Genomic DNA, 23478 nt, shown 5'->3' on the forward strand with positions numbered 1-23478 from the left:
AGCGTTCGTCTTGGCTCAGGTGTGTGTAGCTCATGTGCAGTTCCACTTGGCGGTGAAGCTGTGCAGGCTACCGCACCTGCGCCGCTCTACCGTTTGGGGTGGTGCACTTCAGAATTGAATTCGCCCCCCGCTTTTAGTGGGTAACCGAAGCGGAGCGAGGCAGCAAGGACTCGATGCACGAGGACTCGCCAGTCATGGCTCGCCGAGCAGATGATGCTCGGGCGCCGGCGTTTCCGATCGCCATGAGGCGGGAGGGATCCAGCTGGCCATCCATGCGGGGATCGCCTCCGCCGGCATCGGCTGGGCGATGGCATAACCCTGCAACTGTCGGCAGCCCAGCGAGATGAGGGTCTCGCCCTGCGCTTCTGTCTCGACGCCTTCCGCGATCACCGTGATTCCCAATATACGGGCCGTGGTCAGGATCCCCGCGGCAATCGCGATATTGCGGTGCTCCATGAGGATGTCCCGCACGAAGCTCTTGTCGATTTTCAGCGTAGCCACATCCATTTGTTGGACATGGCTGAGCGAAGCGCTGCCGGTGCCGAAATCATCCAGACTCACATTCACCCTTCGCGCACGGCATTCGTCGATGACAAGACGGGCCCGGGCGAGATCGAGCAACGGGCCGGTTTCCGTGATCTCGATACCCAGCAAGGTGGCATCGATCGTCGGGTGCGCAGACAGCACCTCATCAAGGTCCGCAAGGAACTGCGGGTGCATCAGGTGACGAGTACTGATGTTGACCGCCACCGGCAGCCGCAGCCCCTGCTGCAGCCATGCCTCGCTGGTTTGCAGTGCCGCATCCATGACGAATCGACCGATCGGGCGCGCGAGCCTGGTGTCGTCGAGAACGTGGTGGAACCTTGCCGGCGATATCAAGCCTGACTCCGTGTCGCGCAAGCGCAGGAGTGCTTCCGCGCCGACCACCCGCGGCGCAGTGGATTCGGCATCGATCGCCACGATGGGTTGATAAAGCAGCACCAGGCTACCGCCATCCAGCGCGTCAGCCACGCGCGACTTCATCGAGCGTTGCTCCATTCCGGCGAGTTCAATGGCCGGGGAGTAAAGCTGGTCGCGATCGCGCCCCCGGTCCTTGGCCACGAACATGGCGAGACTCGCGTGGCGTACGAGTGTGTCCGCGTCGACATCGTCCTGCGGGTACAACGCCCAGCCCAGGCTGGCGGACAAATGCAGCGACTCGCCATGCCACGGTATCGGGCAGCGAACGGCCTCGAGAATGCGACCGCTCACGGCGAGCATGTCCTGCTGGTTGCCCAGGTCGGATAGGAGGACCGCAAATACGTCGCCGCCAAACCGCGCGACTACGTCGCCCTCGTTCAAGGCGCTTTTGATGCGGTTCGCGGTTTCCCTCAGAACCTGGTTGCCGGCTTCGTGCCCATGCTGGTCGGCGAGAGGCTTGAAGCCATCGAGATCCATCACCCCGACGGCAAGCGACGCCCGGTGCCTTTGTGCCTGGCCTAGAGCCCGCTCGAGAAGTTCGAAGAACAATGGGCGATTGGGCAATTCGGTTGTCGGATCGTAGTAGGCCAGCCGCTCGAGCTGCGCCTGCTGCGCCTTGCGTTCGGTAATGTCGATGAGATGCCACACACGTCCGCAAGGCTGGTCGTCCAGCATCAGCGGCGCGAAGCTGCGCAGATAAGTGCGCCCACGGCTGATCGAGATTTCCTCGGCATCCACCGGTTCGTCACACTCCAGTATGGAACTGATGCGTTTGATCCCGCGCTCGGGATCCGCGAAGGCCATGCGGGTCTTGTCGCCCACCTGGGTCGAGGACAGCCCGATCATCTGCTCGGGCGACTCGGCAAGGTCGAACATCCGGCAGAAGGTCGCATTGCAAAACTGTACGTGCTCCGTCTTGTCGATCACCAGGACACCTGCGTATCTGCTGGCGAGGATCGCCTGGAAGCGGTGCAAATTGGCCTTGAGTTGCCGTTCCGCCACCTCTTGTGCGTTGCTGGCGCGCAGCTGCTCCAGCCCCAGGCTCAGTTCCTTGGCAATCTCCTCGAAGACCCGGATTTCCGCGCCGGAAAATCTATCCGCGGCCTCCGCACCGACCACGATCACGCCAGCCACTTGTCCACGAAGGTGCAGCGGGAGACCAAGCAGTGCAGCCAAACCCAGCTGGCGCGCGCGGGTGGCCCAACTTTCTTCGCCACCCTCGCTCACCAGTTTCACGACCGGTTCGCCAGACTGGATCACCGCCGCGGTCACGCTTGTGGAAATGCCGGAGTCGGCAAGCCTGAGTTCGAGGGATTGGTAGGACTCCGCACCCCGCCCTGCGTGGGCATGGAGTTCCAATGTTTGCGAATGATCGCTTGTCAGAAGGCCCACCCAGCACACCGGGTAGGCACCCACATCCACCACCACGCCACAGGCGTCGTTGAGCAGATCGCGCTCCATGCTTGCGTGGGTGGCGACCTTGAGGGTTTCGCTCAGCAGCCGCAAAGCGCGCTGACCGCGCTCGGCGGCCAGCAGGGACTGATCGAGACGGGTCCGTTGCGCGTCACCTTCAAGCGCGTGGCTCATGCTGAGCGCGACGCGCTTGAGCAGTTGCAGCAGCTCCGGCATGAAGAATTCGGGGGCGCTCGAGCGCAGGATCAACACCGTGTGGATCTTGCCGAAGCAATGAACGGGTACTGCAGCCGAGGATCGAATGCCATGGCGGGCGTACGCGGGCCGCATGGCTTCCCTGCCGGGAGCATCCGCAATATTGGCTTCGACATCGATCTCGCCCTCCCAGAACGACGGGCGGGCAAACGCGATGGGCACGGATTCCGGGTAGATGTCCTCCTTCCTCGCAGATACCTGGGCAGGCGCCCGTCGCAGCATGACGCCCGCGTCGTAGTCGATCTCCCCCACGATGACCAGCAAGGCGCCCACGTGGCGCTCGAAAATATCCACGATCCCGGCGTAGAGCGCCTGCGGTTGGGGCATTGACGCGACCAGGTCCCCGATGCTCGCCAGCGCCGAGTAGAAGCGCTCGATGGGGACCGCCTTCGGAGCAGGCGTAGGAACATTCGAGGACGGTGACATGAATGATCTCGAGGTGGCTCCAGCACTGCTGCCGCGAACGCGAGGTGAGCAAAGGCGATCCTATCATTCCGCTGATCCCCCGGTCCGGGGCGCGCCCCACCATGACTTCGCGCCACACCCGGTCAGGTCAACTGCGGCCTGTTCCGCATGAGCCGACCTCGGGGATCGGACGCGCGCCCCGCCCTCAATGCCTGTCTGCCCCTACGCATCCCCGGCGAACCTGTGGCGATAAGCGCTTGGGCTGGTGCCGAACCGGCGGCGAAAGTGGTGGCGCATGGTCGTTGCCGTGCCCAGGCCCGACTGCTGGGCGACGGCATCGACCGAATGCGACGAGACCTCCAGCAGCTCGCGGGCCCGATCCAGCCGCACGCCGGTCAGCCAGTCGGCCGGCGTCGTGCCGGTGGCATCCTTGAACCGGCGGATGAGTGTGCGCTCGCTCAGCGCGGCCATGCGCGCCAGTTCCGCGATCGGAAGAGATTGGTCGAGCCGGCTGCACATCGCGTCCATCAGCCGCGCCAGGTTGTCGTGCGCGCTCTTCTGGACCGGCCGCTGCACGAACTGCGCCTGACCGCCGTCACGGTGCGGCGGTATCACCAGACGCCTGGCGACTTGATTGGCGATGTCCGGTCCATGGTCGCGACGAATCAGATGCAGACACAGATCCAGGCCAGCCGCACTTCCCGCGGAGGTGAGCAGCGAACCCTCGTCGACGTAGAGCACATCGGCGTCGACGCGGATGGATGGGTAGCGTTGCCGCAGCGTATCGGCATAGCGCCAATGCGTGGTCGCCCGCTTGCCATCCAGCAGCCCGGTCGCGGCCAGCACAAAGGAGCCGGAGCAGATCGACAGCAGGCGGGCTCCTCGCGCGTGCGCCTTGTGCAGCGCATCGAGAATGCCTTGCGGGACCGGCGCGTCGATACCTGCCCAGCCGGGGACGATCACGGTACCCGCCGCGGCCAGGCGATCCAGTCCGCCATCGGGCTTGATCTGCATGCCGTACTGGCCGCGTACCGGGCGCGCACGTGGCGCGCATGTCTCGAAGCGATACCAGTGGGCGCCGAGTTCCGGCCTGGCCAGACCGAAGATCTCGGCGGCGCAGGCGAATTCGAAAGCGCACAGTCCGTCATAGACCAGGACGGCGACGCGGGAATTGACTTTGGCGGAGGCGCGACGCGGCTTTGGCATGATTTGATCGAATGTTGTCAGTCCGGCCAATTGTCCCGCTGGCGGGCGAGTCCAACAATAACCGCGTCCTTCATCTGGAGAGCAGCGATGCAAAACGCCGTCAGGCAATACCCGGCCGCCCCTTCGGAACGGGCGATCCAGCACTTCGAATCCCTGTTCGCGTTCGAAACGGATTGCTTCGATACGCACGCTGCCCTGGAATCGGGAGACCCCGGATTCGTTCTGCTCGATGCGCGCAGCCCGGAATTGTTTGCCGAGGGACATGTCGCCGGAGCCATCAACATCCCGCACGGCAAGATCATCGGATCTCGCATGAGCACTTATGCGCCGACCACGCTGTTCGTCACCTATTGCGCGGGACCGCATTGCAACGGCGCCGCCCGTGCTGCGACAAGGCTTGCGAGGCTGGGCTTTCCGGTGAAGCTCATGGCCGGAGGGATCACCGGCTGGCTGGACGAAGGATTCACCCTCGCCCGCGATGGCGAAGCCGACTGAGCGCGCCCCCCATATCGCGGCATCGGCTGCTGGCGCGACCCGGTAGGTTGCGTGGCGTCGCTACGGCAACCCCACAGGACCTCGCGATGACGTCCGGATTCAAGCAACAACTGCCGGCGACAGTGCGTCGAGCCGGCCCAGCGGACGCCGGCGCACTCGTAGCCCTGTGTGTCGAACACGCCAGGTACGAGCGCGCGGCCTACGATCCGAACGGCAAGGCGGCACGGCTGGAACAGGTGCTATCCGGGGCATCGTCACGGTTGACGGTATGGGTCGCGGAGGCAAACGGGACGGCCGTCGGATACGTCTCGGCGACGAATGAATTCTCGACCTGGTCGGTCAGCGAATTCCTGCACATGGATTGCCTCTTCGTGCGGGAGGGATACCGGGGACTGGGCGTCGGCGCGATGCTGATGGCCACGCTCGTGGGCTATGCGCGCGAGCGGGGTTACGCCGAGATCCAATGGCAAACGCCCGACTGGAATACGGATGCCGAGCGATTCTATCGGCGCGAAGGCGGGCTTGCGCAGCGCAAGTTCAGGTTCTCGCTCGCGGTCGTGGCATCGGCAGGCAGGGACGGATCCTTTTCGGCTCCCGCATCATCGTCGTGAAATGAGCAATGGTTCCGATGGTTGCTCTTGATCACGTCGACCGAACTTGCGTCATGCACAATGGCGCCGCGTCCCGGATACCATTTCGCGATCCCGGGACGACGAGCGAAATCGGGGCGTCCTCAGTGCGTGCGATCCAGCAGGGGAGTGACGATTCTCTCCAGCCGCTCGCCGGTCCATGCCGGCTGCTTGTCCTTCCATCCGTTGTCGACCAATCGGCCGTCGCGGTCGATCGTGAAGCTGACCGGCAGGTGCCAGATGCGTCCGTAGCCGGGCACGTGCGGGTCGCCCAGCAGCCCCACGGGGAAGCTCAAGGTGCGCGCCACGGCACGTACCTGTGCGATGTCATCCGGGCCATCGAGACTGAAGCCGAGTATGGCGACGCCGTCGCCGGCGTGCGCCTGCGCATAGCGCGATAGCAGGGGCAGCTCTTCCCGGCATGGCCCGCACCACGTAGCCCAGAACGTCACGATGACCACCTTGCCGCGCAGGTCCTGCAAGCCGATCTGCTTGCCCCCGAGCGTATGCAGCATGATGGGCGGCGCCGGCCGGCCCACTTCCAGCTCGTTGGCGAACGCGCCTTGCGCGAAGACGGCCAGTGCTAGGCAAGCCATCGCCCTGCAGAGGTCGAGTGTGATGCGATGAATGGTGGACATGCTCGGATGATCTCGCGGAGCGCTGCCGGGCCGTGCCGGCAACACTTGTTGGACGATGCGTTTGTGCTCAGAGTTTCATGCTGAGGCCGATGGTGCCGGTCCATCCCGGAAACAGCTGATAGCCCTGCAGGTGGCTGTAGACCGGGACCTGCACGAAGGCATACAACTGCACGTTACTGGTCAGGCTGCCGCTGATGCCCGGGCTCAGATAGGCCACGGTGCCTTCGGTGTCGGGTACGTCGGCCAGAAAGCCCTGGTCGGCCATCTTGTGGAACCAGTTGATCTGTACCTGCGGTACCCAGTTCGCGTGCGCTTCGTAGCGCAGGCCGAAACTGACGGAGGCGAGGTTGCCGGGGCGATAGTCCGCGCCGGGCCGGTCCAGCTTCTCCTTGATGGCGGCCTGGAACTGCCCGCTGACGAAGGCATCGAAATTCTGGCTCACGGGCTGGTAGTAATACGCCCCGGCGATGAGGTCGGTACTGCCAGTGCCTGCCTGCAGGCTGGTATCCAGCGACTGGCCGAGGCCCGGACCGTTCCGGAACTTCACTGGATGACCGACCAGGTTGCCGTCTTCGGTCTGCCCGCCGTAATGGCCGGTCGGCAGCTTCACGCCGACCTGCACGCCGAGATTGTGGGTCGGCAGAAAACCCTGGTAACTGGCCAGCAGCTTGGCATCGCCGATGCCTGCGACATGGGCGCTACTTGCCTGGCCCGGTGCGCTCTCGGCCGGTGTGTACGGCTGCAACTGCGTGCCGTAGGTCTCGTGATTGCGCAGCACGTAGGGCAGCACGAGGGTCACACCCCAATCCGGATTGAAACGATAAGTGGCAGCGACGTTGATGTAGCGGTTGACGGTGCCCTTTTCGATTTCACCGCCACCGAGTGACGGATCGGAAGGCTGGTCGACCACCTGGGCCGGCGTCGCCTTGCTGCTTCCGTGACGCAGCTGATTCTGATCGATGAAAGTGTAATCCACGTTGATGCGCCAGCCGGATGCCGCGGAGTATCCGGTGGCGGCATCGGTGCTCAAGGTGCAGCCACACGTCGCGCAGGCTTGCGCCACTTGCGGAAGCAGCCCGAGCGCCAGCAGGGCCGCCGACATTATTCCCGCGCCGCGCCGCCATGACCGCTGGGATCGGAGACAGGAAGTGGTCTGTCCAACCGGCGCACGACGCCTGTCCCGATGTATGGACGTCCGAAGAAGATGCATGAATGAAATTCCCGATGCATGGATCCGGCCCGGCGGCTGATCCGCCAGGGCCGGGGATTGCCGGCGCACTATCCGGACAGCCAGGCAACGCGGCGTGAAGCGGCGCAGCGGGGTGTCGGGAAAACGGCGGCAAGAGTCGAATGGCACGCTTGCCACCATCGCGGTGGCACATGTGCCGCGGGTCAGGCTATGCGCGGTGGCCCGCGCGGGTCTGCACTCAAACGCCGGGTTGCATCCTTACGACGCACCGGGAGGGGTGTCGACTCGGCCGCGCCGGGCGCCGCGGGCAACAGATGGAGCACGTGGCTCGAGGCGAGTATCGATTGATGGCCAAACAGGACGCAGTAGCCGCATCGATCGGTCGGGTCGGCGGGATGGCCCGGCGCCGGATGCTTCTCTTCGCCCGTCCGCTGCGGACACGCCTCAGCCATCCCTTGCATGGACGGCATGGATGCCGTCATGGGCATGACGCGGGAAACGGCCGGCATCACGACAACGAGCGCCATGGCCAGCAGAGCCAGCCACGAAACAACTTGTCGGAAAGCCTTATGTCGGAACACGCGTATGACCGGATCGTGGATGCACGCCCAATGGGTCAATCTAGCACGACCTGGACCTCGGTCCAGGTGTCGTCGATGTCGCACCCAAGGGCGCAACGACTTGGGTATCTTCAAGTCATTCCAGGCTGCGCGGGGCAGCCTGGAATGGGCTGAATGGGGCTAGGCCGTCGGCACCCGGCGTCGAATTTGATCTCTGCTTCGCTGCACGGCTCAACCCGGCTGTCGGGCGTCTCGTATATCGCCGCGCGCACGCCCGTGACCAAGGTTTGCCTTGTCGTTGCTACATATGTAGACTTTTTGCATGACGCCGTCCAGGACGCCCTCGACACAAACCAGGAAGCTTCTGGCTGCCTTGCTGTCGCAACGTGCCCAATGGCTGCACGGGTATGACTTGTCCGAGCAGACGGGGCTCCCCTCGGGAACGCTCTATCCCATTCTCATGCGATTGAGCGACAGAGGCCTGGTCGAATCCAGGTGGGAGCCGTCGCCGCACCAGGGCCGTCCACCGAGAAAGTTGTATCGCCTCAATGCTGAAGGGGCCGCCTACGCCATCGCGCATGCGCGGCCAGAAAGCGCGAAATGGCGACCGCTATCGCCGGGACGAATCTGATGGCCGACCGCGACTTGAGATCCACGGTGCTAATTGCAGCGGTCCGGCTCGCGACCTGGATACTGCCCGCGCATCGCAGAGACTGGGCCGAAGCCATGCTCAACGAGATCGCCTATGTCGGATCGCGCCGGGTCGCGCTGTATTGGGCTCTTGGATGCACGCTGTCCGCAATCAGGGAAAGAGCATCCTATGAACTGCTGAGAACATTCCCGACCCGCAAAATCCTCAAGGCGCTGCTCGGGCTGGGTGCCGCGTCGGTCGTCGCCGCGGTCGGCCTGTACATGCTTCAAAAACCCTATCAACGCGAGCGAATCCTGATAGCTGTTTTTCACAGCGCCGAAGCATCCGCTGCACGCCACGGCGGAACCGTTCGATAACCGATTCGTGGACGATCAAACCCGGCGGGCTTCCCGACACATGACTTACGAACCGGTCATCGAGACCCACGGCCTCACCAAGCACTACGGCTCGGTCGAGGCGGTGCGTGAGCTGAGCCTGACGGTGGAGCGCCGGCGCATCACCGGGTTCCTGGGGCGCAACGGCGCCGGCAAGAGCACCACGATCAAGATGCTGCTCGGCATGATCCGTCCCACCGCCGGCACGGGCCGGGTGCTGGGCTACGACGTTGCCGATCCCGCGCAGAGTCTGGAGATTCGTCGCCGCATCGCCTACGTGGGCGAGGACAAGGGCTTGTACGGATACATGACCGTCGCCGAGCTCATCCGCTTCACCCGCGCGTTCTATCCGGACTGGCGACCGGAGATCGAGGCGCGCCTGCTGAAGGACTATCAGCTGCCGCTGGGACGCAAGGTCAAGGCGATTTCCAAGGGCATGCGCACCAAGCTGGCATTGCTGCTGGCGCTGGCGCGGCGGCCCGAGCTCGTCATTCTCGACGAGCCTTCGGAAGGGCTCGACCCGGTGTCCATCGAAGAGCTGCTGCAGGCCTTGCAGGAGGTACGCGACGCCGGCACCAGCGTCTTCTTCTCTTCGCACCAGTTGAGTGAGGTGGAGCGGATCGCCGATCGGGTGCTGATGATCGATCGCGGGAAGCTGGTCATGAACACCTTGCTCGACGACCTGCTGAACAACTATCGCAACATCACCGTTGAATCCGCCGCGCAAGGCCCGATGCCGACATTCGATCTTGCCGGCGTGGAGCGGATACGGGTCAGGGGGCGCCAGGCCCGGGTGCTCGCCAGCTCCAACGTCGAGGGCATCGTGGCTCATGCGCGCTCCTTCGACGCCGTCGTGCAGGTGACGCCGGTGAACCTGCGCGACGTCTTTCTCGACATCGTCAGGGACGTGCCCTGATGCTCTGGTACAAGATGTGGCGGGAGAGCTGGATCCGCTTCGCCATCAGCGCCGTGGCCTTGCTGTGGATGTGCGGCGCCGTGGTGCTGCTGCAGGAGCAGGTACGTGCCCATGCCGATGAGCCGTTGAGTTATGCGCTCTACATCTGGGGCGCGGTTTACAAGGCCAATGTGCTGGATCTGTACATCCTGCTGGTGATCGTGCTCGGACTCGGCGGTGTGCTGCAGGAGCGTGCGCAGGGCACGGCGGGGTTCACGCTGTCGCTGCCGGTGAGCCGGTGGCGGCTGATCGCCGTCAGAGCCGCGATGGGATGGGTCCAGGTGGCGCTATTGGCGCTGCTGCCCGCGCTGCTGATTCCGCTGCTGTCGCCCTTCGTCGGAGAAGCTTATCCGTTCGTGCATGCTTTGCAGTTCGGTGTGTTGTGGGCCGGCTGCGGCATGGTGATCTTTGCGCTGACGTTTTTCTTTTCCGTGGTCTTGTCGGGCGCCTACTCGCCGGCGATCGCCTCCGTGGCCGGCTTGATCGTCTGCTCGGTCCTCGCCGAACTGCCACTGCTTGAGGGCCATCCCGCGTTCGATTTGGTTGGGACCATGCACGGCGCGCGCCTTTCCACCGTCCACGGCGAAACATCGCTGGCCGCCTTCGCTGCTCCGCTGCCCTGGCTGTCGCTAGGCTTGTATGCGCTGGTGGCACTGTGCCTGGTTGGGATGGCCGGCGGCATCACGGTGCGTCGGGATTTTTCATGAGCGCCCTGACGCCTTTGCTGTTCAAGGCCTGGCGCGAGAGCAGGGAGCGATTCCTGCTAGGCGCCGCGCTGCTGGCAGCCATCTGCGTGTCGGGCGTGTTCTGCCGCGGCAGCTTGATGAAGGTGTTCGTGCCAAACGAACCGTTTGTCGGCGCCCCCTATGTCGGTTTCATCTACCGGCTGGTCTACGGCGGACCGGCACGTGGCCTGTTCGTCATCATGGCCGTGGTGCTGGCGCTCGGCGGCCTGCAGCGCGAGCGCCTGCACCGGACCGCGGGATTCACCCTGGCGCTGCCCGCGAGCCGCGCGCAACTCGTAGGGATGCAGGCGTTGCTCGGCCTGGGGCAGATCGCGGTGCTGTCGGCCCTGCCCTTGCTGCTGCTGGCCGTGTGCTCGCAGCTGGCGTACGTGTCGTATCCGCTGGGGCAGATGGTGCGCTTCGGCCTGTTGTGGCTGGCAGGCGGCGCGGTGTTCTTCGCCGTGGCGTTCCTCGCGGCGACGTTGTTCCGCAACGAATATGCCGCGCTGGCCGCTTCGTTCGTCTTCATGATCTTCTATCCCATCGCGGTGCTGTTTCCTCCGTTGAATCGGTACCCGTTGAATGTCCACCACATCATGTCCGGGTTGGCGATGCCGTATTTCGATGCGCGCACCGCGCTGCTGGTGGGAGCGCCGCCCTGGGCGCTGCTGGCTTCGATGCTGGCGATCGCAGGCGTGTTGATCGTCCTGGCGGTTCAAGTCGTCAGATGCCGGGACTATCCATGACGATGAATCGACGTTCCGCTTTCAATAGCGGAGCCGCCGGGACAGTTACTTTGAATGCGCTGCGAACAGCTGTTGGTGGCGTGCTTCGGTTGCATCATCGGCGGGGAACATGCATTCCAGACGCAGCTCTTGCGCGGCCACGGTTTGCGGTGTTCCAACGCTGGTCACCATCGAGAAATAGCGAAGAACCCCGCCCTCGCTGACGAAGCCGAGCGGAATGACCGGCATCGTCGGCGTAACGGACCTCGCAAGATGCGACTTCCAGTCGTGCGGCACATCGGGATACGCAAGCAGTTCGTCGAGCAGGCTGCTCGTGTTGTCGATCATGTGACCGGCCGCTTCGCGGTACACCCGTTGCAACAGGCTTCGCGAGACATTGTCCCAGTCGGCTACGAACGGACGCATACCCTGCGGGTCGAAGATCAGATGCAACATGTTGCGCCGCCCTTCGCGCGAAGCCATGTCGATGAAGTGGTTGAAAAAGCTCAACGCAGCATCGTTGGTCATCAGCACGTTCCAGTGGCGGTCCATCACGATCGCCGGAAACGGTTCGTGCTGGCGAACGACCCGCTCGAGTGCACGGACGACGCTGTGCATCTCCTGTGCGTTCCACGGTGCCTCCGAATAAACGGGTGCGTAGCCGGCGGCGAGCAGCAGTGCATTGCGCTCGCGCAGCGGCACGTCGAGCGTCTGCGCCAGAGTCAGGACCGTGTGCCGGCCCGGCACGCTGCGTCCGCTTTCAATAAAACTGATCTGGCGTTGGGAGATACCGGCCTCGAGCGAAAGGTCGAGCTGACTCACACCACGCACGTCCCGCCAAAAGCGCAACAACTCGCCGAGTTCGCTCGACGACGCTCTCGGATTGGGACTGCCGACGTTCATGGGGTTTCCCAAGCAAGGCGGATAGTGGACTCAGGGTGCGGGCGCATGCCAGACAAATTTCCCGAACGGCGCTTCGAGCACCGGCCGGGTAACGCTGCCGGCGTAGTTCGTGATCGTGGATGCGGCAACCACCGCAATGACCTCGAGTATCTGCTCGGGGCCGAACCCCGCTTCGAAGAAGCGTCTCTGGTCCGATTCGGCGAGGTGGCCACGCTTTTCGATCAACGTGCGCGCCAGTGTCGACAGCGCGGCCAGTCCGGCGACATCAGGCAGTGCGCCATGCCGGATTGCGTCGACATCGGCGGGATGCACGCCCTGCTGCAACGCGAGCGCAGTGTGAAACGCAACCGCCCACTCGCTGGCATTCGTGACCGCGTTGGTCAGCAGCAGCGTCTGGATCTGCGGCTCCGTCAGGCTGCTCGCGTGCACGCGCTCGAACAGGCCGATGAACCCGTTGATCAGCACCGGTGAAGCGGCCATCGCGGCCGCGATGTTCGGGATCAGGCCGAACGCCTGTTGCAGTTGCTGGAGCACGTGCTTCGATTGCGCGGGGGCGGACTCGATCGTGTGGACGGCATAGCTGGACATGGTATCTCCTTGACGGTGAGCACCACGGGTTGGTGGCGCGACACCCAAAGAGTAGAGAGGGTTGTGCGGTACTCCAATTACATCGGATGTAATCGCCGCACAACCACCTGTGCCACCCACAGCCCAATCCGTGCCCATGCGCCGGTGCCGCCGAACCCCCGCTACAGCCCAGGTCGGTGACGGAACCCGGACGCCGCGTCAGCACCGCATCGAATGCAGATAGCCACCCTGTTGGCCAGTCATTGCCAACCCATTTCACGGGCCTCGCTGGACAACTCGACCGGCTTCGCCAACGAGTTGTCCATCCGACTTAAGGTCGCTTGCCGACGCAGGCTGTGTGAAAGCTATTTGCGTTGCTCACGACAGTCGCATTCTGAGCAGTGAGCAGATGTCCAGACACTCAGATTTCGCCACAGACGGAAAAAAATGGTTGAAATTTGTGCTCGTCAGAGCCGATCTTGAGTTTTCACACAGCCTGGACCCATACCGAACGCTCGGTTAGACGTTGATTCCTCACTCTTGGCGGGCTGCACTGAAACTTAGCCCTCAGCTCACGCCGGCATGGTCGCGCGGGTGAATAGCATGAGCTTCAGAAAAAGCGCAACCATATCGTGTTCACCATCATGGACATCGCCGCTGGAAGGTCCGGTGCGCCGTTGTCTAGACTCTGCACCACATAAACGGAACAGGGAACGGTATGCAGAGGGGGAAACCAAACGGTTCGCACGGCGCGGTAGCAACTTCGCTTGTGGACTCCGTACGGCGCGCTGTCAGAGTAGCGGACATCGACGACGAGGGCAGACCGAAACCAATCACGCAAAGCGCCTTGGCACAGCAGGCCGAAATCAGCCGCTCAGTGCTTTCGAAATACTTGGCGAGGGATGCCGGGGCGCCCGCCAATCCGGATCTCCGCTCGATCTGCGCCATATCCGATGTGCTGGGCATACCGCCGGCATTCCTGCTTATGCGGCCGAGTGATTGGGCTGTCATGGCCACAGCGATGTCGATCTTCGCCGAGTCCAGGGAGGTGGATCGCTTTACCGAACTCATGCAGGGCCTTACTTCGGCAGGGATCCACGGGCCCATCGAAAGCTCTCGCGCCGCCGTCGATGTGGCCCGGGTGATGAAGCTCTTCGATGCACGGCCGTGGTCAGAGCTCGATGTGTTTGAAGCCGACCAACGCATCGAGCGCAACATCAAGACGACATCTGCCGTACTGCCGCTCGGCGAGCTGAGCAACAAATACCTTCCCATGCTGTTGACGCTCTGCGCACTCGCAGGCCGCACGGCAACCCAAAACAGTAGGCCGAACAACGCATGAACACTCAGAACGAAACCGCCGTCATCTACACCCTGATAGCCGAGGCCGATGACGACGACCTCTGCATCCTCGCCGACTACGTGACAGACCGCGGCGAAGGCCGCCTCTCTCTGTCTAACGATGTCTGCAAGCTGCTCGTGCAGTGCCGTGACAACGTGTCGTTCGGCGCTTCGGCCCGCCGCACCCTGGCTGACGAGATCCTAAAGTTCGGTGGCAATACGCTAACTAACTTCTACCGCGAGATGCGTACGTCAATGGGCCTTGGGTCGCTGCTCGACAAGATCCTCCCGGATGCGACGCCGACGATCAGTTACGACGAGATCGTCCGCGACGTGGCTTCCCACATGAAGGTGTCGAGCGGCAAACACGATCGCGTGGAAGACATTGAGGCCAGCATCATCCGCCATCTCATGGGTGAGTCTCTGAAGAAGATGGATTCCGAGACGGCGCGCAAGGTCACAAAGGACCTGGGTGGCAGCTTCTCGATTGCAGCCCCGGCCACGGCGGCTGCCACGCTTGCGATGGGTGGTGTTGCCGGCTTCGCAACCTATCGCATGGCTATGATCGTAGCCAATTCAGTTGCTCGCACCCTCACCGGCCGTGGCCTTGAGCTGGCGGCGAACGCCGCGATTACCCGCACCTTGGGCATGGTCCTTGGGCCGATCGGCTGGGCGGTTGCCGGCCTGTGGACCCTTGCCGATCTCTCGAGTCCGGCGTACCGCGTCACCGTGCCTTGCGTGGTCCAACTGGCTTACATGCGCCTGAAGATGGTCAACAAGTTCAAGGTCACCGTGTGCGAACCTTGCGGCGCCTTCATCGACCGCCATGCTCGCTTCTGCCCGAGCTGTGGCCACGCTAACGAGGTAACCGCATGATCATTCCTGGCCCGTACCAGTACCTGGGTGCCTTCGCAGCGGCCTTTGCCGCCGGCGTCGTTAGCGCCGTGGCCGTCATGACCGCCATCCGGCTGAAGCCCGCCAAACCCAACTAACGCAGCAAGTCTTACAGGGGACGTGTGATGCAGAAGGTGAATTTGAAGCCGGCAATTCGCCCCGAGGGGTGGGTCGCTCCGATGGTTAGTGAAAGCGTAGAAGCTACCTCAATCAATAAGTTCCACACTAAGTCCGGTCACGGCTTTGCGGCCGAGGATGCCAACATTCTCGACGACCGGCTGCATTTTCGGAAGGTGGAAAACGTCGGGACAAGCAACACGCTTGATGGTCCCGACCGGGTGGTCAACGGGGTGAAAATCCAGACCAAGTATTGCCAGACCGCCAAGGACACGGTGGACGCCGCCTTCAAAGACCGTAAGTACCGCTATGGCGAACAGCTCCTCGAAGTTCCGAGCGATCAGTACAACGATTGCATCAAGATCATGCAAGAAAAGATCCGCTTGGGGCAGGTTGAGGGCGTTACGGATCCGACCGAGGCCGAGAGGCTCGTGGCCAAGGGCAGCGTGACCTATAAGCAGGCACGCAACATCGCTAAGGCCGGCACAGTCGATGGCCTCGTCTATGACTTCAAATCCCATTCCGTGAGCGCGACCGGTTCGTTCGGCATCGCGTTCACCCTCGACTTCGCGTTCCGTGTATGGAACGGCGAGCCGACCAAAGAGGCTATGAAGGAGTCGGTGTTGACCGGCCTAGCGAGCGGCGCCATTACCCTGGGCGTAGGCATGGTCACCTCGCAGGTGCTTCGCACCCGTGCCGCGGCCATCGGCCGGGTCTGGGCGCGTGATGCCGTGCGCCTGATCTATAAGACGCAGTATGGGAAGGTGGTGATCAACAAGGTCGCCGAGGTGAGCCTTGGTAAAGCCGTGGGTGGCGGCGCAGCAATTAACCATGTCGCCAAGCTCGCCCGCAGCAATACCATTACGACGGTGGCGACAGCCGTTATCGTCACTGCGCCGGATATGTATCGTGCAACCTTCGATGGCACTGTCTCATGGCCCCAGGCAGGCAAGAACTTCAGCACAACGGTTGCCGGGTCGGCGGGAGGGATTGCCGGGGGCTATTCGGGAGCCGCCCTAGGCGCCGCCATTGGCACTGCCGTGGCGCCCGGGCCTGGCACGGCCATCGGTGCAGGGATCGGCTCGGTGTTAGGAATGTTTACGGGTGGCTCCCTGGGCAGCAATGGAATCAAGAAGGTCCTGGATCTCTTTGTCGAGGATGATGCCGTGGCCATACAGCGCCTTCTGGACGCCGAGATGCGGGAATTTGTCTTCGACTACCTTCTGACGGAGGCCGAGATTGGCGAGTTCACAGTTTTCGTTGGGAAGACAATCGACGCGAAGTTCCTGCGGACCATATATGGCTCGACGTCTCGCGGTGCGCTGGTCACGGGCACCTTTGTTCCGAAGCTTGAGGAGATAGTGGCCAAGCGCGAGAGGATCGTAGTGAGAGATGTCGAGGTTGAAGAGGCGATTGCAACGATTATGGAGAACGTGTTGGTTGAGGCGTCAAAGGTGCCTGACCTTACGGCTTGAGGTTACGCATTAGAGGCATAGCTTCGAGACAACTAGCTGCCCGCCTTCGACCCACCTTTGGGTGCGTAAGCCCACACCATGGCGGTCAACTCGGCTGGCGTTGATGCCGTCGTGGGCTCCCGATTTCTCACCACCGAGCGTCAGCAACTCGATTCGACGGGGCCAGATGCTGGGCGAGTGACAGGCGGAGAGTTCGGACCTATGCTGGCTAAACATTTGTAAGAGGGGTAAGGCATACATGGATACAAACGTTTTCAAGTTGGATGAGATTACGAAGGAGGGCGTTGGGGCAAAACTTGACTCACGCGAGGACTTTGTTATCGACGGCATAAACCGGATCCATATGCCAGAGGCCGTCAAGGCTGTCGAAAAGCTGATCGAAGATCGCGGCATGAGGTGCAGAATTTACCAAAAGGGACGCGTGGCGGCTGCGATCGGCGCAACCGCAGTTGCCGCTGTCGTCCCGGTAATCGGTGAGGCCGTGATAGGTGCGGCACTGGTCGCCACCGCAGTTGGGTCTGCAGCTCATCACCTGGCAACTTTCAACCCAGACTATGAAGTGGCGAAAAACCTCGTAACGGGCACGCTGACACTCACATATCAGAAATCGCGCGAGGCTAACCTCAGCGCCCATTCGCACGGAAGCATCAAGTGATGGGAGGCCATTTGTGCTGGGATTCAACCGGCGCACCGCAATATCCTGCAGGTTGACGTTCGCGGGCGGACAAGGCGATATTGCCCACCGTTGTCCGCCGCCTTGCAGTTCGTCATGGTGCAGCCGAAGTCAGGACTGGGGAGTCACTGAAAAGTTCGATCGCCGTTCATCGGCGAAGCGCGAGCGGTCGCTCATGTAACCGATGGCGAAACGCGGCAGAGCAAGTAGTCGGGAACTTGGTTGGCCGAAATACAGGGGACGTTTAAATGGATTTTGTTCGGCATGTGTTGTCGCGCATCCATGCGCGAGGTTTCAACGCGAGGTACGGAAAACGAAGCGGCTCCGCATGTCCGATCGCTACGGATGGGTCCGCCGCACGCATCGGTAGTGGACGACAGATTAGCGTGCTGCTGGCGTTCGCCTTCCTCTTGTCCATCCCCTCTGCCCGCGCTGCCGGGAGCGACTCTTCGCCTCACTGCACCGTGGATCACTGCGGGCTGCTCGCCGATGGCGTCTATACGAACCTGGTGATCGGCCGGCTCGATGACGTGGGCTCCGACGCGGATACGGCTCGGGTCTTTCGGTGGGCCAAGGCGCACGGGTATTGGAAGAACTTGCCGGCCGCTGTGCAACCCTATCTGCGCGATGTGAAGCTGGTGACGATTGCCGGGGAGGAAGGTCACCCGGTCACGCTGTTCATGCTGAAGACCGAATATGCCTCCGCCCCCTATCACGCGGGCGACCTTGTCCGGTACGCCCCTCATGACGCCGCACATGACGAAACCGCCCAAGGCGGTCCGGCCGATCTCGCGCTCTTTCACGGCCTGACCGGTTGCGTGGCGACGCTGTGCCAGAAGGGCGACGGGGCCTGCTTCAAGCGTTACCGGCAAGGGGCGTTCACCACGACCCACGGCCAGCAGGTCAGTCTTGCCACCGGCCGCCTTATGCCGGAAGGCGCGCGGATCGACCCCGTCTCACTCCTTCCCGTTCGCTGATCAACCCATTTCAAATCGACTTGCGTGAGAGAAAGGACACATGAAAAGGAACGTCATGAATACGCTGGGCAAGCTCCTTCTAACCGGATTCCTTACATTTACCGCGATGCACGCCTGGGCAGGCACCACGCAAGCGAACGAGCCCAAAGCCAACACCACACAAGACAGCAGTGACGGGTGCGGCTGCAAGACGTCCAAGGGGATGCCGGTCTACTCCTTCAAGTCGCTGCTCGCGGGCCTGAATATCACAGACACACCGATCGGCTATACCCCGCCTTTGGGGCCGGAGGTCTATACCACGGTCACCTATAACCAACGGGAGGCGATTCAGCCAGCGGTGTTCAACACGTTCAACGCGGGGCAGAAATGGACACTCAACTGGCTCTCCTGGATTCAGGACGATCCGACATCCCTGGGCAGCCAGGTGTTGCGCTATGTCGCGGGCGGTGGCGGCTGGGACTACAACGGCTACAACGCTGCGACCGGAGCCTTCGCGCCTGAGCCGGACAACGGGGCGGTGCTGGTCATGACCTCCCGTAGCCCTGTCACCTATGAGCTGCGTTTCGCCGATGGCCGCAAGGATATTTTTGCCACCGCCGACGGGGCGGCCAGCTACCCTCGCAAGGTACTGCTCACCCAGATCGTCGATGCGCAGGGCAATGCGCTGACGCTGAACTACGACGGCCAGCGGCGCCTGACCACGATTACCGACGCGATCGGTCAACTGACCGCCTTCGCGTACGGCGACAGCACCAACCCGCTGCTCGTCACCGGCATCACCGATCCGTATGGACGGCATGCCACGCTGTCCTACGATAGCCAGCAGCGGCTGGTCTCGATCACCGACGTGATCGGCATGACCTCGACCTTCGCCTACGATGGCGGCACGTTCATCAAGGCGATGACCACGCCTTACGGCACCACCACCTTCGCACACACCGAGGGTGCCAACGGGAACAGCACGGAGCTGTCGATCCAGGCCACGGATCCGGATGGCCATACCGAGCGCACCGAATACCTGCCCTCGGCGCCGGGCGTGCCCTTCAGCGTCGCGCAGGTCCCCAGTGGCATGACCACTTTCAATGCCTACCTCAACTATCGCGACTCGTACTACTGGGACAAGGACGGCTTCGCCGCGGCCTGCACAGTAAGCGGCGGTAACACAAGCTGCGACTACAACAAGGCCCGGCTGAAGCACTTCGAGCACGTCAATCCGTGCTGCTACTACACCTCACGCGTGCTGGAGAACGTCAAGTATCCGTTGGAGGGCATGATCTGGTACGACTACGCCGGGCAGGCTGCGCCGTACTATCCGGGCACGCTGAACAAGCCTAGTAATGTCGGGCGGGTACTGAGCGACGGCAGTACGCAGATCACGCACTACACCTACAACGCCTACGGTCTGGTGACCCAGAAAGTCGACCCCGATGGCCGGGTCACCGTCAACACCTATGCGCCGAACGGCATCGACCTGGTCCAGGTGCAGCAGAAGGTCGCCACCGGCTTCGACACCTTGGCCAGCAACACCTACAACAGCCAGCACGAGCCGCTGACCTCCACCGATGCGGCCGGAGCAACGACCACCTATACCTACAATGACCGCGGTCAGCGACTCTCCGTCACGAATCCGCTGGGCGAGACGACCCGGTATCAATACGACAGCAACGGTTATCTGACGGCGGTGATCAACGCCCTGGGGAACACGGATCACCGCTTTACCTATGACGCGAATGGCCACGTTGCCACGGATACCGACGCCCAAGGCTACACGCGCCAATATCAATACGATGCGCTCGATCGCATCGTATCGATCGTTTATCCGGACAGCACGAGCAGCCGTTTCGTCTGGAACCGGCTCGACCTCACATCCAAAACCGATCGCCAGGGCAACACCTCGCGCTTCGATTACGACGCCGAGCGCAACCTGATCGCCGTCACCGATCCGCTCGGTCGCGTTACCCGGTATGGGTACTACCCCAACGGCACACGACACACGATGACCGACCCCAGCGGGAACGTGACCACGTGGACTCGCGATCTCGAAGGAAGAGTGGCGGCCAAGACCTACGCCGACGGTTCAGGGGCGACCTCTACGTTTGACAACAGCAGCCGCCTGGCCGGTCTTACCGATGCCTTGGGACAGACCACCGCATTCAGCTACGACCGCGCCGATCTCTTGACGGGCGTTCAGTACGCGCACGCCGTCTATCCGACGGCATCGGTCGCTTATACCTATGACCCTTACTATCCTCGCGTGGTCGCCATGTCCGACGAGCTGGGGGCTACCCACTTCAGCTACGTCCCGGCCGGGCAGCCGGGTGCGCTTCGGCAGTCCTCCGAGACAGGCCCCTTCAGCGCGAACGACACAGTGCACTACGGGTACGATGCGCTGGGGCGGATCATCCAGCGCACGACCGACGTCGAGACGGACTACACGTATGACCCCCTTGGCCGCCTGAGTCAGGAACGCAATCCGCTGGGGGTCTTCCACCACGACTACCTGGGCGATACCGATCAGCTTACGGTGCGATCGCTGATCACCCCGTCCGGCAATCCCGGTCTGACGCTCACGGCGAAGTACGACAGTAATCTAGGCGATAGGCAGCTGCGGCGACTGACCTATCGTGCCGGCAAACATCGTCTGACGGCACAGCTGACGTACACCCATTCGCCGGAGCACTTGCTTACATCGGCGATGACATTGGCGCCTTGGATGTCGGCGCCTATGCATGACGCCGATGAGGGTGAAGCCGACACCCAGGACATGCATGACGGTGATCGCAGCGTCGAGTCGGGCGATCGGAATGATCGGGATGATCTTGATCACAACGGGGATCACGGCGGGTTGGGGCGAAGCGATTACCAGCGGTACGGCTACGATCAGGCCTACCATCTCACCGACGTGCAAGGGAAAAGGCGCGACGCCATCCGGTTCGACTACGATGCCGCCGATAACTTGCTGCAGGCCTCCGGTGCTTCCTCGTCCTTCACCGCCACCGCCAATGCCCTGAACCAGCTGGCCACGGTTAATGGACAGGCCTGGCAATACGATGCCGACGGGCAACTGCTCAATGACGGAACACGGCAGTACGCCTGGGACGCTGCCGGACGTCTGATCGGTCTCATCGATATCGCCAGCGGGAAGGTCACGACCTACCGTTACGATGGCCTCGGCCGGCGCCTGGAAATCAGCAGTCAGAGCACTGGCACCAACCCGACCGACACACGGTATCTCTGGTGCGGAACGACAGTCTGCCAGGCCCGCGATGGTAGCGACGTGGTGACAGCCGATTACTTCGATCAGGGCGAGATGCATGGAACGGCAGCGCTGTACTACGTGCGCGACCAGCTGGGCAGCGTGAGCGGTGTAACGGACACGACCGGTAAGGTGCTCGGCACCACCCGTTACGGTGCGTATGGCCTGGTAGAGGCCGCGCGCGGCGTACAGCCTGACTTCGGTTACGCGGGGATGCTGCGAGACCCGGATACGGCGCTGTCGCTGACGATGTTCCGCGCGTACGATCCGACTGTCGGCCGCTGGCTCAGCCGTGATCCGATCGGGGAGCGCGGCGGCGAGAACCTGTATGCCTATGCGGGTAGTGATCCGCTCGACTACATTGATCCTCTGGGACTTGCACCACACCAATATACGGTTACAGATTTCATCTGCTATGCGGCTCAGTCAGGGTGTACACCTCAGAATGTTTTTAACCAACTTCGCCGCTATCCAGCTCCGTTTTCAAACGGTAATCCTGTAAGCACGGGCGACGTATCAAATATTCCAGGGTTGGGCCCTGTTGTGCATACCGTGGATCCATCGCATTGTTCAGTCACCAATACAACTCTCCCTGGCCATCTTTTATACCCAGGTCAAGTGACTCGATCTGTGGTGCAGGGTCAAGATGGCTCGATCTCCGTCGTTACGCAAGGAACGGGAGACGGTTCTTTTGCGGCGTTAAACGATGCGTTTGCTGGTCCCCTCTGGGGGGCAGTGGATTGGAATGTATCCGCTCCATGGGTCGCTCAGCCTCCACAATTCAATCACTACTAGTGCAGGTCTCAGAAAAGGCGATTACCAATGGTTTCTGCATTTTTACTTCTTGGTTTCTTGGCAATAGCCGAGTTGGTGCTTGGTATCGCGCTTTTGGCACTACTTTTGTATCCACTTCGAAAAGCTAACTGGGCTAACCGCTTTAAGCGTGCTTTGTTTATTGCTTTTGGCGTAGTTCTGGCCTCGCCTGCGCTTGCGCCAGCTGGATCGATTGCGGTGATACCGATGCCTTTAGGAGTTTTGCTGGCATTTATACGTTCATCATCGGACATCATTTTTTTACTTCGAACTTTCTGGTTCACAGTCCCGGCGATACTTATAACGGGATTTGTATCCGGGTACGTGGCACGTCGATTGTTCGCCTAAGAATGAATCGCTTCAGTTGCCCATCGCATAAAGAACCTCAGGCCCAACGACGTCTCACCGAACGCCCGCCTTGCGCGGGCGTTCTTCTTTGTGCGGACTGTTTATACCGGCCTGGCCAGCACCGCCCGAATCGCCGCCTCGTCGCGCGACGCCACCTCACCTTGACCGGGCGCCATGCCGAACGGGTAGCGGCGTTGGTGCGCAAGCTCCTGGAAGCCCGTCAGCGCGCGGCCGCGCGCCACGACGCCATCGGCTAGCCACCTCACCCTGTCCAGCCGTTCCCGCGCTTGCGCGCGCGTCGCGCACGGCCGAAACTCGCGTCCAGGGAAAAATCGCACCGAACAGGGAGAATGTGTCTTCGTCAGCCGCTCGCTAACCCGCACCACGCCTAGGGAAACCGACCTCCGGTACGACGAACTCGCGTCAGGGGCAACTATCTATGCGTATGCAGCGGGCAATCCGGTTGATAACAACGACCCGAGCGGGCTAATAGTGAAGGTCGTGGCGAGTGATCCTGCTATTGCGCACACTCTGATGAATGCCTATGCATATTTAAACGCTCATTCTCCAACGGCTCGAAGCTTCAACGCCGACCTGGAAAACCCATCCACAGTCTACAAAATAGAGCCGACGAGTGATAAGAAAAATGACGAATATTGTCCTTCGGATGACACGTTAGGCTGTGAGGGGCATGCCAATACCGTGTTCGTTGACGCATGTGATTTTCCACTGATACCGACCACAGCAGGAATGCAGCCCATTACTCTTCCGGTTTTAATTGGTCACGAACTCGGGCATGCGTGGGGCGCCGATTCAATTAGGAAGTGCGCGTTTGAAAGACTTATCGAAGATCTGCTGAGGAGAGTGGAAGCGTAGCCGTTTTCTGGGTCGCTGGTTGAGCTTGTCTTCAATGCTCTGGATGTAAGCCTCGGA

22 protein-coding genes are annotated in these 23478 nt (G+C 62.0%); 13 read left to right on the forward strand and 9 right to left on the reverse strand.

The features are described 5' to 3' along the window. Nucleotides 1–192: 192 nt before the first annotated feature. Entirely contained in the window at nucleotides 193–3054 is a 2862-nt protein-coding gene (locus tag ACFPPB_RS18835) for a sensor domain-containing phosphodiesterase (RefSeq protein ID WP_377329955.1), read from the reverse strand. Between the two features lie 201 nt (nucleotides 3055–3255). Continuing rightward, the gene (ftrA, locus tag ACFPPB_RS18840) at nucleotides 3256–4239 is read right to left on the reverse strand and encodes a transcriptional regulator FtrA (protein ID WP_377329957.1); all 984 of its coding nucleotides are present in this window, start codon (nucleotides 4237–4239) and stop codon (nucleotides 3256–3258) included. Nucleotides 4240–4326: 87 nt separating this feature from the next. On the opposite strand from ftrA, the gene ACFPPB_RS18845 reads away from it, so the two are divergent. Both ACFPPB_RS18845 and ACFPPB_RS18850 read left to right on the forward strand, forming a co-directional pair. Further along, entirely contained in the window at nucleotides 4327–4734 is a 408-nt protein-coding gene (locus ACFPPB_RS18845) for a rhodanese-like domain-containing protein (protein WP_377329959.1), read from the forward strand. Between the two features lie 86 nt (nucleotides 4735–4820). Beyond that, the gene (locus ACFPPB_RS18850; RefSeq protein ID WP_377329961.1) at nucleotides 4821–5345 is read left to right on the forward strand and encodes a GNAT family N-acetyltransferase; all 525 of its coding nucleotides are present in this window, start codon (nucleotides 4821–4823) and stop codon (nucleotides 5343–5345) included. A gap of 122 nt (nucleotides 5346–5467) precedes the next feature. Here the strand turns inward: ACFPPB_RS18850 and ACFPPB_RS18855 are convergent, their stop codons facing one another. The 3 genes from ACFPPB_RS18855 to ACFPPB_RS18865 form a co-directional block, all read right to left on the reverse strand. Continuing rightward, nucleotides 5468–6001 carry a TlpA disulfide reductase family protein gene (locus ACFPPB_RS18855; protein WP_377329963.1) on the reverse strand — a complete coding sequence of 178 codons (534 nt, stop codon included), beginning with the start codon at nucleotides 5999–6001 and terminating at the stop codon, nucleotides 5468–5470. A gap of 67 nt (nucleotides 6002–6068) precedes the next feature. Further along, nucleotides 6069–7103 carry a transporter family protein gene (locus tag ACFPPB_RS18860; protein WP_377329965.1) on the reverse strand — a complete coding sequence of 345 codons (1035 nt, stop codon included), beginning with the start codon at nucleotides 7101–7103 and terminating at the stop codon, nucleotides 6069–6071. 290 nt (nucleotides 7104–7393) lie between these two features. Beyond that, a complete protein-coding gene (locus tag ACFPPB_RS18865) occupies nucleotides 7394–7855 on the reverse strand; it encodes a DUF2946 domain-containing protein (RefSeq protein WP_377329997.1) in 462 nt (153 codons plus the stop codon). Nucleotides 7856–8072: 217 nt separating this feature from the next. Here ACFPPB_RS18865 and ACFPPB_RS18870 point away from each other — a divergent pair, with 217 nt between their 5' ends. From ACFPPB_RS18870 to ACFPPB_RS18890, 5 genes are all read left to right on the forward strand, one after another. Next, complete coding sequence (locus tag ACFPPB_RS18870) at nucleotides 8073–8381, forward strand: PadR family transcriptional regulator (protein WP_377329967.1); 309 nt, start codon at nucleotides 8073–8075, stop codon at nucleotides 8379–8381. Then, the gene (locus ACFPPB_RS18875; RefSeq protein ID WP_377329969.1) at nucleotides 8351–8758 is read left to right on the forward strand and encodes a hypothetical protein; all 408 of its coding nucleotides are present in this window, start codon (nucleotides 8351–8353) and stop codon (nucleotides 8756–8758) included. The genes ACFPPB_RS18870 and ACFPPB_RS18875 overlap by 31 nt, the downstream gene beginning before the upstream one ends. Before the next feature lie 40 nt (nucleotides 8759–8798). After that, on the forward strand, nucleotides 8799–9692 hold the full coding sequence (locus ACFPPB_RS18880; protein WP_377329971.1) for an ABC transporter ATP-binding protein: 894 nt from the start codon (nucleotides 8799–8801) through the stop codon (nucleotides 9690–9692). Between the two features lie 80 nt (nucleotides 9693–9772). Beyond that, nucleotides 9773–10438, forward strand: coding sequence for a hypothetical protein (locus ACFPPB_RS18885; RefSeq protein ID WP_377329973.1), 666 nt, complete (start codon nucleotides 9773–9775; stop codon nucleotides 10436–10438). Beyond that, nucleotides 10435–11202, forward strand: a complete 768-nt coding sequence (locus ACFPPB_RS18890) for a hypothetical protein (RefSeq protein ID WP_377329975.1) — start codon at nucleotides 10435–10437, stop codon at nucleotides 11200–11202. The genes ACFPPB_RS18885 and ACFPPB_RS18890 overlap by 4 nt, the downstream gene beginning before the upstream one ends. A 45-nt stretch (nucleotides 11203–11247) precedes the next feature. On the opposite strand, the gene ACFPPB_RS18895 is transcribed toward ACFPPB_RS18890, so the two are convergent. Both ACFPPB_RS18895 and ACFPPB_RS18900 read right to left on the reverse strand, forming a co-directional pair. After that, the gene (locus ACFPPB_RS18895) at nucleotides 11248–12084 is read right to left on the reverse strand and encodes a helix-turn-helix domain-containing protein (protein WP_377329977.1); all 837 of its coding nucleotides are present in this window, start codon (nucleotides 12082–12084) and stop codon (nucleotides 11248–11250) included. A gap of 30 nt (nucleotides 12085–12114) precedes the next feature. After that, nucleotides 12115–12672 carry a carboxymuconolactone decarboxylase family protein gene (locus ACFPPB_RS18900; RefSeq protein ID WP_377329979.1) on the reverse strand — a complete coding sequence of 186 codons (558 nt, stop codon included), beginning with the start codon at nucleotides 12670–12672 and terminating at the stop codon, nucleotides 12115–12117. 826 nt (nucleotides 12673–13498) lie between these two features. Here ACFPPB_RS18900 and ACFPPB_RS18905 point away from each other — a divergent pair. The 6 genes from ACFPPB_RS18905 (at nucleotide 13499) to ACFPPB_RS18930 (ending at nucleotide 22179) form a co-directional block, all read left to right on the forward strand. After that, complete coding sequence (locus ACFPPB_RS18905) at nucleotides 13499–13993, forward strand: hypothetical protein (RefSeq protein WP_377329981.1); 495 nt, start codon at nucleotides 13499–13501, stop codon at nucleotides 13991–13993. Beyond that, nucleotides 13990–14868, forward strand: a complete 879-nt coding sequence (locus tag ACFPPB_RS18910; RefSeq protein WP_377329983.1) for a hypothetical protein — start codon at nucleotides 13990–13992, stop codon at nucleotides 14866–14868. Before ACFPPB_RS18905 ends, ACFPPB_RS18910 begins: the two co-directional genes overlap by 4 nt. A gap of 143 nt (nucleotides 14869–15011) precedes the next feature. Beyond that, the gene (locus tag ACFPPB_RS18915) at nucleotides 15012–16478 is read left to right on the forward strand and encodes a hypothetical protein (protein ID WP_377329985.1); all 1467 of its coding nucleotides are present in this window, start codon (nucleotides 15012–15014) and stop codon (nucleotides 16476–16478) included. 238 nt (nucleotides 16479–16716) lie between these two features. Then, the gene (locus ACFPPB_RS18920) at nucleotides 16717–17133 is read left to right on the forward strand and encodes a hypothetical protein (RefSeq protein WP_377329987.1); all 417 of its coding nucleotides are present in this window, start codon (nucleotides 16717–16719) and stop codon (nucleotides 17131–17133) included. A 404-nt stretch (nucleotides 17134–17537) separates the two neighbouring features. Further along, a complete protein-coding gene (locus ACFPPB_RS18925; RefSeq protein WP_377329989.1) occupies nucleotides 17538–18128 on the forward strand; it encodes a hypothetical protein in 591 nt (196 codons plus the stop codon). Between the two features lie 55 nt (nucleotides 18129–18183). Further along, nucleotides 18184–22179 carry an RHS repeat-associated core domain-containing protein gene (locus ACFPPB_RS18930; RefSeq protein ID WP_377329991.1) on the forward strand — a complete coding sequence of 1332 codons (3996 nt, stop codon included), beginning with the start codon at nucleotides 18184–18186 and terminating at the stop codon, nucleotides 22177–22179. 8 nt (nucleotides 22180–22187) lie between these two features. Here ACFPPB_RS18930 and ACFPPB_RS18935 read toward each other — a convergent pair whose 3' ends face one another. Further along, on the reverse strand, nucleotides 22188–22481 hold the full coding sequence (locus ACFPPB_RS18935; protein ID WP_377329993.1) for a hypothetical protein: 294 nt from the start codon (nucleotides 22479–22481) through the stop codon (nucleotides 22188–22190). A gap of 165 nt (nucleotides 22482–22646) precedes the next feature. Next, entirely contained in the window at nucleotides 22647–22811 is a 165-nt protein-coding gene (locus tag ACFPPB_RS18940; RefSeq protein WP_377329995.1) for a hypothetical protein, read from the reverse strand. Nucleotides 22812–23478: the final 667 nt, after the last annotated feature.

This window comes from Rhodanobacter terrae (assembly GCF_042657005.1).
GTDB classification, from domain to species: Bacteria; Pseudomonadota; Gammaproteobacteria; order Xanthomonadales; family Rhodanobacteraceae; genus Rhodanobacter; species Rhodanobacter terrae.